We start from the raw sequence: 12,786 nt of genomic DNA, 5'->3' as shown, positions 1-12,786 counted from the left end.
TATTGGTTTGTTTAGCGACTTCAAGATACTGAATTTCAGTATCTTGACCAATATTTATCCGACTTATTTTACTTTAAATAATTACACCCAACGGGTTATAATTATAAATATTCCGTCCTATAAACTCCTATTTAAAAGAAATGACAAAACCGAATTAGAATCAAAATTGTTTGTAGGCAAGAATATGACTGAAACAGTAATTTTTAGCAGCAATATGACTAAAATAATATTTAGCCCTTACTGGTATGTGCCAAAAAGCATCATCGATTATGAGTTAAAATATGAGATAGAACGAGACAAAAATTATTTGGCTTCCAATAATCTAGAATGGAACAATGGAAAAGTCAGACAAAAACCTGGTGTAAACAATATGTTAGGACTTGTTAAGTTTGTGTTTCCAAATTCTAATGACATCTATTTACACGATACTCCCTCAAAAAGTTTATTTCAGCAGGAATACCGAGCATTAAGTCACGGCTGTATTAATATAGAAAAAGCAAAAGAATTAGCCGTGGCAATTTTAAAAAACGACCCAGATTGGCCTATTGAACGTATCAACGTGGCTATGAATGGCGAAAAAGAAACTATCTGTAAGCTAAAGAAAATAATTCCAATTCACATAGGATATTTTACGGCTTGGGTAAACGATTCTGGGGAAATTAATTTTTTTACTGATATCTATTCAAGAGATAACATTTTAGCTGGACATCTGTTTTCTGAAGATTCAAAATAAATAGATAGCTTTTGCTTTTTTTATCAACATAGAATCGCTTGGTATTCTTTTTACTCTTTCCTCTTTTCTTTTTTAGGCTCTTCTTTAGGTTTGCCTAATTTAATTTTAGTTTGTCCGTTATCGCCGTCAACTACCATCAAGTTTACAACCATTCCCTTGTATCTTAATGCATTTCTTTCATTTATATCTGCAATCTTATAATCATCTTTTGGATTTCTTAAAGGAATTTTTACGGCTAAACTTGTTCCATTATTAGACAATGAATACATCCCATTTGCATCTATATTCAAAACATTAGAAGTAACTTTTAAATCTTTAACATTTATTAAGCTTCCATTTATTGTTGCGTTTCCTGCCAAGTCACTAAAAGTAACATTCTTTACATCTCTATTTGAAAAAGCAATTTTTCCAATTTTAATAATTGGGGCAAAATTTGATAAAGCACCATCTTTTATATGAAATATTACTTTTCCAGTAATAGAATTAGGCACTAAATCTCGTTCTTTATTAAGAATTCCTGAGAGTGAAGTAGTTAGGGTAAGATTTCCTTTGATGCCATTTGGAGTAAAAGATTTTATACCAAAATTATTAAACGAGGCCAAAAATCTTGAAATATTACCATCTTTTAATTTTAGATTAGCTTTTAATATCAATGATTTGCCTTGAGGAATTACATTAGCATCAATTTTCATTGAACTCCCTGTTGAACCCTGAATTGAAACATTATTAACATACAACCCGTTTTTGGCCATAATAATATTAGCCTTAAAATTGTTAGCTATCATTTTTTTATAAGTCAATTTATCGACTTTTAAATCAAGGGAAACTTGGGATTTTCTTAGTACTTCCTGAAGTTGATCTGAAGATTGATTATTTTGTTTTGAAGGCGCTGCATCATAGTGATAGGACAAAACACCAACAATTTGTTTAACATCCAAATAGGGACTGTAAATCTTCCATTTGACATTCATTTTTTCGGGTGCATCATAATATAAATTGAGGAAATTATCTACTTTGCCTTCCATAAAAACAGTGTTGACTTTGTTTTGAAATTTAATTTTTTTAATCAACAATGCTTGTTCTGTAAAATAAAGTTCAATGTCTGTTTTTTCAAAATTTACGTTTTTGGGTTTTAAAAAAAGATTTGCGTTTTTAATAATAATAGCTCCTGTAAATTGCGGTTTATTCAATTTGAAATCAACAATATCAAACTTAAAATCGAGATTAACTTTAGCAGTTCCTCCAGAAAAATTTATAAATTCTTCATTAATAAAATTATCTAGTTTAACTAAATCATATTCAGAATTAAATTTACCGGTCGCAACAGGTTTCTTTAGGTTATTGATAATTCCCGATGGAATATTTATGGGGATTTCTTTGAATTCGCCTTTAAAATCAGTAATTAATATTGCAGAATTGGCATCATTACAACCTAGTCCATTTTCATAATTATTAGTGAATTTACCATTAAAACTGCAATTTGTGACTGAACCATAAGTAGTTTTCAGTTCGTCGTCTTTAATCACGGCATTAACCACGATTTCCGGATCCCCTTTTACGCTCATATCCCCTTTTATGAAGCATGAAACTTCGAGAGGCGCTTTCGTACCAAAGCGATTCAGTTTTGAACTAATATTATTGGATAATAAATTAGAAGCATTTTGCCATAAGATTTTAGTCTTAATATCAATGTCAAATAGAGAATTCGTTTTCCCTATATTGAAATGTGCTTTAATAATGAAACGGTCATCTCCGATATCTAAATTATCGGCAACCACACTAATTAAGTTTTGTCCTTTCGAAAAAGTAACTGATAAATTGCCACTAAGGTTTTTATCTTTTATAAAACTGCCTTTCTGTGTGTTAAACGCAAGACTTTTTGCTAAGGTTTTTAAATAAAGATCCGTTGTCCAGCCTTCATCTGTGAACTTAATTTCACTTATTAAAGACTCAATTTCAAAATAAAAAAGCTTATTCCCTTTTTGATTATCCGAAATAAAGGTTACATTTTTTAAGATAACCTCATCAATAGAAGTTGGGGTATCACTTTTTGTCTTTTTCTTTTTCAGCTTGAATATATTAGAATTAGAGTTCCCGTTTATATCTTTAAATAAATCAATGGTCGCATCGTTAATTACTATTTTATGGATATTGACTTCTTTTTTTAATAAACTCAAAACGTTCAGGCGCACTTCAATCTCTTTTGCTTTTAGAAGCGTGCGTTTATGAATTGGAAACAAACTGTCTTTTAACTCAACTTGGTTTAAGACTACGGTAAAATTTGGAAATCCTATCAACAACTTGTATCCAATGTCGCCAATTTTTACTTCTCCAAGTATGTTATCGTTGATTTGGGTATTGATTTTGGCAACTATTTCCGCTTTATTGCTTTCAAAATAAATTCGTAAACCTATAGCGCTAATCAGTATTAAGGTAAATAATCCAATAAAGAAAAACCCGGTTATTTTGAAGATTTTTTTAAGACGATTTGATTTTTGAGGACTTTTCGTTTTATCGTAATGTTCTTCCATTTTGCGGGATTTAGCAGTATTATGAAGATAATGAAATTCTTATATATTGTAAAAATAAATTAGAAACTATTGCCCTTAAAATAATTTTTTAATTAATCGAATTCCAGTTAAAGCATTATTAAAAAAGTAGAATCAACTCATTTAAACATCAACAATTGAATCTATCATTTACTTTTTTTTACTGCATTAATTAATTCTTCCATATCTACCACGCCATACGTAGATGAATAATCTGAGACTGCATAGGGTAATATAAGGCTGTTATTGTGGATAATTGAACCGCAAGAATACACAACATTAGGTACATAACCTTCTCGTTCATCTTCTCGTGGCGAAAGCAAGGGTTCATCAAGTCTTCCTATTTCTTTAGAAGGATCATCAAGATCAAACAAAGAAGCACCCAAACAATATCTTCTCATAGCGCCTACACCATGAGTAATAACTAGCCAACCTTCTTCTGTCCATAATGGAGATCCACAATTTCCAATTTGCGTAAATTCCCATGGATAGCGTGGTTGCTGTATGCAAACGGGGTTTTTCCAATCGGTGAGCCTGTCAGAATACATAAGATAATTGTTTACACCATCAATTCTGGAAAGCATGGCGTACTTTCCTTTTATTTTTCTTGGAAATATTGCCAGATTTTTATTTTGTGCCCCTTCTCCATGCAAAGGCATTACACGGAAAGAATAAAAGTCTTCAGTAACAATAAGTTTTGGAAGGATAGTGTGACCATTATAAGCCGTATAAGTGGCAATTATTTGTTCTGATTTATCATCATCAACAAATCGCACAAAACGGGCATCTTCAATACCGCGGCTTTCAGATTCTGAAATTGGAAATATAACCCGTTCTGTAATATCCGAATCGTGTTTGAATTGTAAATCATAAAATGAATCTGCTAACCAGTTTATTTCTTCAAGGGCAGTTCTCTTATCCTGACTGATTGATTGGTCTTCCAAGGCCTTAATTATCGCATTTTTTAATACATGATATCCAAATTCATCTGGTAGCTCTTTCAGAATACCGGCTGAATATTTATCTGGAGTATGCATTTCTGCCAATTTCAAGACAAAACGGTTTTTGTTATATAATGATTTATGCTCAATCTCTGCCTTATCAATGTTATCGCCAATTTTCATCACCTGAAGATCGTTGTTACTATCAAGGATTGCCCTTCTAAAAACAATGGAAGAGATATGACCTTCTCCCGTGGCCCGGAAGGAAATAATAATGCGTTTTTCTCCTTGTTCTAATCCCGATTGGTCGAAATCTTCAACAATAGAAGGGTTAAAAAAAGCAGCAGATTCAATAGCAAACTCCATAGTACAATAAGATCCAATAAGCATTTTCCGTTCATCAGAAAGCCCATCATAGTTAATTTGCATCTCTTCAATTATCCCACGAATGTTTTCGCAATGCTTAAAAAATATGCGTGAAATGTTTCGATGCCGTCTTGCAAACTCTCGGAGTATCTGTTCTAGAGTGTGAATGACCTGCATTTCATCCAATACCATTATACGACTTACCATTTCTCGGGTTCGTTGTTCACCATTCATGAAATATCTGGCTACAACACGACTGGAATCAGGAATGAATTTTACATTTTTTCGGGTGACAGCAACTCTCATAGATCTATTTTTAAATTCTAATAAAATAACGGGGTCATTTTTTTGACATTGTAAGTGGCAAAAATTTCAGAACGATAAACTTCAGAAAGTTGAATGTTTGGTAGAACCAAACTTCCATTCTAAGAAACATTAAAGGTACTAAAAAAGTGAAAAAAATATACTGATAACCCAATAAGATATAACCAATAAAGTACAGCAGTTATTGTGACTCTTATAGTAGATTTTATCTATTTCTAATGAAACAAGAGAAGAATTATAGAATCTGGGAAATAAAATAATTCCTGCAATACATTAATTAAACGAAAAAACCATAACTACTAAAGAAAGTAATTATGGTTTTTTGCTGGTGGAGAATATCGGATTCGAACCGACTACCTCTTGCCTGCCAGGCAAGCGCTCTAGCCAAATGAGCTAATCCCCCAATTATGGCGCAAATATAACATATATTTAAAGCACAAAGCAAATTTTGAAAAAAAATCATATGCTTCCCTTAATATTTTTAACTTTACATCAAAATTTGTGAAATGACAACTCAAAATCAAAACGGTTCACTAATCACGACAATCGAAAATAAAATCGCAATCCTCGAATTCGGGCATCCTGCGAGCAATTCTTTTCCTAGTGATTTGCTTGACCGCTTGACAAATGAACTCAATATTTTAAGTAAAAATCCTGATGTTTCAGTAATTGTTTTAAAAAGTAGTGGTTCAGGAGCATTTTGTGCCGGAGCTTCATTTGATGAACTTATGGCAGTTTCAAATCTAGAAGAAGCCACGAAATTCTTTTCGGGATTTGCCAATGTGTTGAATGCAATGCGGAATTGTTCAAAAATAATCATTGGTAGAATTCACGGAAAAGCTGTTGGTGGTGGCGTAGGTATTGCAGCCGCTTGCGATTATGCTTTGGCAACAAATGAAAGTAGCATAAAATTATCCGAATTAGCGATAGGAATTGGCCCATTCGTAATAGAACCAGCAGTAACTAGAAAAATAGGAAAAAGTGCTATGTCCAAAATGACTTTGGAAACAGAATGGAAAACAGCCTTTTGGGCAAACCAAAAAGGTCTTTATGCCAAAATATTTGAAACCACAACCGAATTAGATATAGAAATCACGGCTTTCGCCAATAAACTAGTGGATTACAATCCCGGAGCCTTAGCTGAAATAAAAAAAGTGTTTTGGGAAGGAACCGAAAACTGGAACACCCTGCTTTATGAAAGAGCCAAAATTTCGGGAAAATTAGTGCTTTCTGATTTTTCCAGAAAGGCATTAAACCAATTTAAAAAATAAAAAATGATTTACCTCATCTTGCCCTTTCTGCAAGTAAATGTTGCAGAAAAGATAAAGAACGCACCAGACAGCAGCTATCAAATAGGAGTACTCATAGGTTCGTTTCTACCTTTTGTTTTATTAGTAGGAGTTGCCTATTGGATGTATTATCGTGCTAAAAAAGGAAGTGAAAAGGAGTAGATGTATTAAATTTGCACTCAAATAAAATTAAAATGAGCAAAATCAGAATTACAAAACAGTTTGGTTTCGAAACCGGTCACGCCTTGTACGGTTATGACGGAAAATGCAAAAACGTGCATGGCCACAGTTATAAATTGTCGGTAACCGTAATTGGAACGCCTATTAATGACCGAAATAACGTAAAAAATGGGATGGTAATTGATTTTACTGATTTAAAAAAAATAGTAAAAGAAGAAATCGTGGATCAGTTTGACCACGCTACAGTATTCAATGAAACTACGCCACATATCGAGTTGGCAAACGAATTAAAATCGCGCGGACATCATGTTATTTTAGTCGATTACCAACCCACAAGCGAAAATATGGTAGTCGATTTTTCGAAAAGAATCATCAGCAGACTGCCCGAAAAAATTGAGCTTTTTTCTTTAAAATTACAAGAAACAGAATCTTCTTTTGCAGAATGGTTTGCAAGTGATAATTTGTAATTCAAAATCCATACTTTAGCTTTATGCAAATCACTCCCAACAAAAAAATATATTTCGCCTCCGACCAACATTTTGGCGCGCCTACTCCTGAATTAAGTTTTCCCAGAGAACAAAAATTCGTGGCTTGGCTTGACGAAATCAAAGGAGATGCCGAAGCTATTTTTCTGTTAGGCGATTTATTCGATTTCTGGTTCGAATACAAAACTGTTGTTCCCAAAGGTTTTATAAGGGTTTTAGGAAAACTTGCTGAAATTCGTGACTGCGGAATTCCTATTTATTTCTTTGTGGGCAATCACGATTTATGGATGGACGATTATTTCGAAAAAGTTCTTGACATTCCCATTTACAGAGAAAATCAAGAATATACTTTCAGCAACAAAACCTTCCTCATTGGTCATGGCGACGGAAAAGGACCGGGCGACATAGGCTACAAACGGATGAAAAAAGTGTTTACGAATCCGTTATCAAAATGGCTTTTTCGATGGCTTCATCCTGACATTGGGGTAAGATTGGGACATTATCTTTCGGTAAAAAACAAACTGATTTCAGGCGATGAAGACGTGAAATTCCTTGGAGAAGAAAACGAATGGCTCATTCTTTATTCCAAAAGAAAACTGGAAACCAAACATTACAATTATCTCGTTTTTGGCCACCGTCATTTACCTTTAAAAGTTACTGTTGGCGAAAACTCCGAGTATATAAATCTGGGAGATTGGATTGGCTATTTTACGTATGGCGTTTTTGATGGCGAAACTTTTGAGTTGAAAAAGTTTGGGTAAATTTCAAAAAAAATATCTTTTCAAAAAAACTAATTACTCTTGATTTTCATGTTCATCCAAGTCTTTTTGCAGGTCTAAATTTCTAAATGAAGGCAATTTGATTCCTGTAAAAATTACCACCAAAAGTGTCATGCTTCCGCCAAAAACAACTGCAGACACTGTACCCATTAGTTTTGCTGTCAATCCGCTTTCGAAAGCGCCCAACTCATTAGACGAACCCACAAATATGGAGTTTACTGCCGCGACTCGGCCTCTCATATGGTCTGGCGTTTTTAGTTGCAATATGGTTTGACGAATGACCACCGAAATTCCATCGGCAACACCACTTAAAAATAAAGCAAGAACTGACAACCAAAATATAGTTGAAAGTCCGAAAACAATGATGCAAATTCCAAACGCAAAAATCGCCATCAAAAGTTTTTTTCCCGCATTTTTGTACAACGGAACATAAGCTGAAATAAACATTGTCAATAAGGCTCCAACAGCTGGTGCGGCTCTTAAAACCCCAAAACCTTCTGGTCCAACTTTTAGAATATCTTGGGCAAATATGGGTAAAAGTGCCACAGCTCCACCAAAAAGAACCGCAACCATATCGAGCGTTAAAGCACCAAAAATAGTTTTATTGGTATAAACAAATTTTACGCCTTCCTTCAAACTTTCCATTATGGGTTCCCCAATTTTTGGATTTAAAATAGGCTTTGTTCCTATTTGGGTTAGCATTATCAATGCTAAAAGTGAACACCCAAAAACAAAGCACATTGACCAATGAACGCCCAACCACGTAATAGAAAACCCAGCAACAGAAGGCCCTACAACAGCACCAATTTGCCATACTGAACTACTCCAAGTAGCTGCATTTGGATAGACTTTTTTAGGAACAATCAATGCTAGAAGCGAGAAAATTGTTGGCCCTAGAAAAGCACGAACCAATCCACCAAGGAAAACCAAAAAATAAATTCCATACAAAATTGTATTGGTTGATAAACCGCTCACGATCTTTGGCCAAGTCAATAAAAACAACCCAAAACTTATTACTGAAAAAGCCAAAATACATTTAATAAGCATTCCCTTTTTTTCCTTTTGATCTACAATATGTCCGGCGAATAAAGCCATTGCAATTGCCGGAATTACTTCCATCAATCCAATAATTCCTAACGAAAGTGGGTTTTTCGTTAAACTATAAACTTGCCATTCTATAATAATAAACTGCATTGACCAGGCAAAAACCATGGCAAATCGCAATAATAAAAACACATTAAATTCTTTATAACGTAAGGCTGAGTAGGGATCTTTTTTCTTCATTTAATGGGCAAATAATTATTTTATGTCTTTCAATCGTAATTGGATAGACGTTTTTCCATTCCATTCGTTTTCATCAATGCAATATACAGCGTCAAATGGTTTTTTATTGGTTACCAAATCCATTTTGTTTCCCAAACCAAAACCAATGGCAGCAATGCCTTCGGAATTATTTTGTTTAACAAACAGTTTCAAATGTTCATCTTCCACACCTAGCCTTTTTGAATAACCTGTGTCTTTTACGTTTTTAGTCAAGAAAACGGGTGTCATATTTTGAGGTCCAAAAGGCTCGAATTGTTGGAGAATCCGCATCAGTTTTGGAGTAATATCAGAGAAATTTATCTCCGCATCAATAGAGATTTCAGGAGTTAATGAATCGGGATGAATGGTTTCTTCGACCACTTTTTCGAAAGCATTTTTAAAAAGTTGATAATTTTCTTCCAATAAAGTCATTCCCGCAGCATACATATGTCCGCCAAATTGTTCTAAATGTTCCGAACAAGCTTCCAAAGCATTATACACATCAAACCCTTTTACAGAACGTGCCGAAGCAGCATATTTATCACCACTTTTGGTAAAAACCAATGTTGGACGATAATAGGTTTCTATCAATCTCGAAGCTACAATTCCTATCACGCCTTTGTGCCAATCTTCTTGAAAAACGACGGTCGTGAAACATTCTTTTTCATTATTTTCTATAATTTGACCAAGCGCTTCTTTAGTGATTTGTTTGTCTAAATCTTTCCTTTCGGAATTATACGCTTCAATCTCAGACGCAAATTGTTGTGCTTGTTCAAAATCAAATTCCGATAATAATTCCACTGCGTGATTTCCGTGTTTGATTCTTCCGGCCGCATTTATTCTTGGCGCGATGATAAAAACCACGTCGGTAATATCTAAAGTTTGTTTTTTAATTTGATGAATTAGGGCTTTAATTCCTGGTCTTGGATCTGAGTTGATGACTTGCAAACCGAAATAAGCCAAAATCCTGTTTTCGCCCGTCATTGGAACAATGTCAGCGGCAATTGCAGTTGCAACCAAATCCAAATAAGAAGTCAAATCTTCAATAGTTTGATTTCGGTTTTCACCCAATGCCTGAATCAATTTAAAACCAATACCACAACCACATAATTCATCATAAGGATAACTGCAATCGTCCCGTTTTGGATCTAATACTGCTACTGCTTCTGGTAAAAATTCTCCTGGTCTGTGGTGGTCACAAATGATAAAGTCAATGTTTCTCTCCTTGGCGTACCCTACGTGATCAATGGATTTTATGCCGCAATCCAAGGCAATAATTAGCGAAAAATTATTGTCGTCAGCATAATCAATTCCCTTGAAAGAAATACCATAACCTTCGTCGTAACGATCTGGAATATAAGTAGCAACATTAAGATAATAGGTTTTTAAATAGGATGAAACCAATGAAACCGCCGTTGTTCCATCCACATCATAATCGCCAAAAACGAGAATATTTTCGCCGTTTTCAATCGCCAATTCAATGCGCTCGACCGCTTTATCCATATCTTTCATCAGATAAGGATTGTGCAAATCATTTAAAGTCGGACGGAAAAATTGACGTGCTTCTTCATACGTTTCAATACCGCGCTGTACGAGAAGTGTTGCCACAAATTCCTCCACTTTCAAAGCCTCTACAAGATTTTTTACTTTTTCTTCCGAAGGTTTTGGTTTGATAGTCCAGCGCATATTGATTGTTTTAAATTGAAAACCAAATTTAGTTTAAAACAGTTGAAAAACATAAATTAATACCTTCGATTAACAGATTAAATAAAACCATAAAAAAATCTGTTATTCTGTGATAAAAAATTAGAAGCTAGAGCAAAATCATAGTACTTTTGATTACATCTTTTTAAAATCAGCAAAATGCAAATTCAAGGACAAATTGTCGACATCCAGAATAAAAGGATTTATGCAGGTGAAATCACTGTCGAAAATGGGAAAATCATCTCGATTATAGAGAAAAATCACAACATAAAAAACTTTATTCTTCCAGGATTTATCGATTCCCACATTCATATCGAAAGTTCGATGCTTGTTCCTTCAGAGTTTGCAAAAATTGCCTTACTTCACGGAACGGTGGCAACGATTTCTGATCCACACGAAATTGCCAATGTCCTAGGAACAGCCGGTGTTTATTATATGATTGAAAATAGTAAAAAAGTACCGTTGAAGTTTCACTTTGGCGCTCCATCTTGTGTTCCTGCGACCATTTTTGAAAGCGCAGGTGCGATTATAGATTCGGAAGGAATAAAGGAATTAATGGCTTCCCCCGATATTTATTATTTGGCGGAAATGATGAATTATCCGGGCGTTTTATTCGATGACGAGGAAGTTTTAAAGAAAATCGAATGGGCAAAACATTTCAACAAACCCGTTGATGGTCACGCACCGGGATTAAGAGGAGAATCTGTTCAAAAATATATTTCGGCTGGAATAACAACAGATCACGAATGTTTCACTTTTGAAGAAGCCGAAGAAAAATTATCGCTCGGAATGAAAGTGCTTATTCGTGAAGGAAGTGCCGCCAAAAACTTCGAAGCATTGATTGATTTACTTCCTGAAAATTATGAGAATATGATGTTTTGTTCAGACGACAAACATCCCGACGATTTGATTGTGGGACACATTAATTTGCTTTGTGCTCGGGCTGTTGCCAAAGGAATTGACATTTTTAAAATCTTGCAAGCAGCTTGCGTAAATCCCGTGAATCATTATAAAATGAACGTGGGATTATTGAAAGTAAATGATGCTGCCGATTTTATCGTAGTCGAAGATTTAGTTGATTTTAAAGTACAACAAACTTTCATCAACGGTGCATTAGTTGCTGAAAATGGCGAATCTTTTGTAAAACACATTCCATTTGAAACTCCAAATAATTTTAATATTACTGCCAAAGAAATCAGTGATTTTACTGTTTCAGGTTTTGGTTCTAAAATTAGAGTAATCGAAGCCTTAGAAGGACAATTAATCACCAATGAAATTCATCACAAATCACTAATCGTTGACGGGCAACTAGTTTCGGATACAGAAAACGACATCTTGAAAATGGCAGTTGTCAATCGCTATCAAAATACGAAGCCAGCCATTGCCTTCATCAAAAATTTTGGTTTGAAAAAAGGTGCGATTGCCAGTTCTGTAGCGCACGATTGCCATAATATTGTAGTAGTAGGTACTTCTGATGAAGAAATTTGTAACGCCGTGAATCATATCATCGAAAACAGAGGTGGAGTTTGCGCCGTGAATGTTGCTGAAAATAAAGTGTTACCATTGCCCGTTGCCGGAATTATGAGCGACAAAAATGGCTGGGAAACCGGGAAATTATATCAGGAAATTGATGCAATGGCAAAGGAATTGGGCAGTAATTTGAACGCACCTTTTATGACACTTTCGTTTATGGCTTTACTTGTTATTCCCGATTTAAAATTATCCGACAAAGGATTGTTTAGCGGAAATACTTTTTCGTTTGTGGATTTGGAAGTGGAGTAAATTATAATGATTTCAAAGCCAAAGCTTCTCCTTTAAATTGGATTCCATCCCATCCTAATTTCATAAAATTACGAATGTTTTGGTGGTATGTCCCTTCTGGATCGCCCAAAACTTCCTCGAAATAATAGGCTCCAAAACAAGCCAATGTTTCTGCTTGAGACAAGTTTTGCAATTGGGCAAAAGCAAATAATTTGCAAGAACCCGAGTTTTCTCCTGCGGCATTATGTTGAGTTCCATTATCGAAAGCCATTGGAGTAAAATCGTAATTTTCCTCAATCACGGCAATGGTTTCTGGAAATGTTATAGTTTTTGGTGATTGTTTTAATTTTTCTAAAAAGGATGATATACCCAT

Annotated in this window: 11 protein-coding genes and 1 tRNA gene; 6 read left to right on the top strand and 6 right to left on the bottom strand. The window is 34.5% G+C overall.

Going from position 1 to position 12,786, the window contains the following annotated elements; all coding sequences use genetic code 11:
* On the top strand, window positions 1-733 hold a 733-nt coding region (locus ACH2BV_RS11775; protein ID WP_395050928.1), incomplete at its 5' end, for a L,D-transpeptidase family protein.
* A gap of 50 nt (window positions 734-783) precedes the next feature.
* Here the strand turns inward: ACH2BV_RS11775 and ACH2BV_RS11770 are convergent.
* The 3 genes from ACH2BV_RS11770 to ACH2BV_RS11760 all read right to left on the bottom strand — a co-directional run bounded on the left by ACH2BV_RS11770 (window position 784) and on the right by ACH2BV_RS11760 (window position 5,316).
* Window positions 784-3,264 (bottom strand): AsmA family protein, encoded by a 2,481-nt coding sequence (locus ACH2BV_RS11770; protein ID WP_395050927.1) that lies wholly within the window; start codon window positions 3,262-3,264, stop codon window positions 784-786.
* Window positions 3,265-3,428: 164 nt separating this feature from the next.
* Entirely contained in the window at window positions 3,429-4,895 is a 1,467-nt protein-coding gene (locus tag ACH2BV_RS11765) for a glycoside hydrolase family 130 protein (protein ID WP_395050926.1), read from the bottom strand.
* A 344-nt stretch (window positions 4,896-5,239) separates the two neighbouring features.
* Window positions 5,240-5,316, bottom strand: a tRNA-Ala gene (locus ACH2BV_RS11760).
* Window positions 5,317-5,419: 103 nt separating this feature from the next.
* Between ACH2BV_RS11760 and ACH2BV_RS11755 the strand changes: the two genes are divergently transcribed.
* Genes ACH2BV_RS11755 through ACH2BV_RS11740 form a run of 4 tightly spaced genes read left to right on the top strand, consistent with a single transcriptional unit; the run spans window position 5,420 to window position 7,628 of the window.
* Entirely contained in the window at window positions 5,420-6,184 is a 765-nt protein-coding gene (locus ACH2BV_RS11755; protein WP_395050925.1) for an enoyl-CoA hydratase/isomerase family protein, read from the top strand.
* A 3-nt stretch (window positions 6,185-6,187) separates the two neighbouring features.
* Window positions 6,188-6,364, top strand: a complete 177-nt coding sequence (locus tag ACH2BV_RS11750; protein ID WP_395050924.1) for a hypothetical protein — start codon at window positions 6,188-6,190, stop codon at window positions 6,362-6,364.
* Between the two features lie 32 nt (window positions 6,365-6,396).
* On the top strand, window positions 6,397-6,849 hold the full coding sequence (locus ACH2BV_RS11745; protein ID WP_395050923.1) for a 6-pyruvoyl trahydropterin synthase family protein: 453 nt from the start codon (window positions 6,397-6,399) through the stop codon (window positions 6,847-6,849).
* Window positions 6,850-6,872: 23 nt separating this feature from the next.
* A complete protein-coding gene (locus tag ACH2BV_RS11740) occupies window positions 6,873-7,628 on the top strand; it encodes a UDP-2,3-diacylglucosamine diphosphatase (protein ID WP_395050922.1) in 756 nt (251 codons plus the stop codon).
* Between the two features lie 33 nt (window positions 7,629-7,661).
* Here the strand turns inward: ACH2BV_RS11740 and ACH2BV_RS11735 are convergent, their stop codons facing one another.
* On the bottom strand, window positions 7,662-8,930 hold the full coding sequence (locus tag ACH2BV_RS11735; protein WP_395050921.1) for an MFS transporter: 1,269 nt from the start codon (window positions 8,928-8,930) through the stop codon (window positions 7,662-7,664).
* A gap of 15 nt (window positions 8,931-8,945) precedes the next feature.
* Window positions 8,946-10,634: a single-stranded-DNA-specific exonuclease RecJ gene (gene recJ / locus ACH2BV_RS11730; protein WP_395050920.1), complete on the bottom strand. Its 1,689-nt coding sequence runs from the start codon at window positions 10,632-10,634 to the stop codon at window positions 8,946-8,948.
* A gap of 177 nt (window positions 10,635-10,811) precedes the next feature.
* Between recJ and ade the strand changes: the two genes are divergently transcribed.
* Window positions 10,812-12,434: an adenine deaminase gene (ade, locus tag ACH2BV_RS11725; protein ID WP_395050919.1), complete on the top strand. Its 1,623-nt coding sequence runs from the start codon at window positions 10,812-10,814 to the stop codon at window positions 12,432-12,434.
* Between the two features lies 1 nt (window position 12,435).
* Here the strand turns inward: ade and ACH2BV_RS11720 are convergent, their stop codons facing one another.
* Complete coding sequence (locus ACH2BV_RS11720; RefSeq protein ID WP_395050918.1) at window positions 12,436-12,786, bottom strand: HopJ type III effector protein; 351 nt, start codon at window positions 12,784-12,786, stop codon at window positions 12,436-12,438.

Origin of the sequence: Flavobacterium sp. (assembly GCF_043780635.1) — a bacterium.
In the GTDB taxonomy this organism is placed as follows: Bacteria; Bacteroidota; Bacteroidia; order Flavobacteriales; family Flavobacteriaceae; genus Flavobacterium.
Note: the sequence above shows the minus strand (reverse complement) of the source record. Positions and strands in the feature narration are given on the sequence as shown.

Excerpts from the sequence above, each read along its gene's own strand:
- ACH2BV_RS11770 (WP_395050927.1), bottom strand. The coding sequence starts at position 3,264 with ATGGAAGAACATTACGATAAAACGAAAAGTCCTCAAAAATCAAATCGT.
- ACH2BV_RS11765 (WP_395050926.1), bottom strand. The coding sequence starts at position 4,895 with ATGAGAGTTGCTGTCACCCGAAAAAATGTAAAATTCATTCCTGATTCC.
- ACH2BV_RS11755 (WP_395050925.1), top strand. The coding sequence starts at position 5,420 with ATGACAACTCAAAATCAAAACGGTTCACTAATCACGACAATCGAAAAT.
- ACH2BV_RS11750 (WP_395050924.1), top strand. The coding sequence starts at position 6,188 with ATGATTTACCTCATCTTGCCCTTTCTGCAAGTAAATGTTGCAGAAAAG.
- ACH2BV_RS11745 (WP_395050923.1), top strand. The coding sequence starts at position 6,397 with ATGAGCAAAATCAGAATTACAAAACAGTTTGGTTTCGAAACCGGTCAC.
- ACH2BV_RS11740 (WP_395050922.1), top strand. The coding sequence starts at position 6,873 with ATGCAAATCACTCCCAACAAAAAAATATATTTCGCCTCCGACCAACAT.
- ACH2BV_RS11735 (WP_395050921.1), bottom strand. The coding sequence starts at position 8,930 with ATGAAGAAAAAAGATCCCTACTCAGCCTTACGTTATAAAGAATTTAAT.
- recJ (WP_395050920.1), bottom strand. The coding sequence starts at position 10,634 with ATGCGCTGGACTATCAAACCAAAACCTTCGGAAGAAAAAGTAAAAAAT.
- ade (WP_395050919.1), top strand. The coding sequence starts at position 10,812 with ATGCAAATTCAAGGACAAATTGTCGACATCCAGAATAAAAGGATTTAT.
- ACH2BV_RS11720 (WP_395050918.1), bottom strand. The coding sequence starts at position 12,786 with ATGGGTATATCATCCTTTTTAGAAAAATTAAAACAATCACCAAAAACT.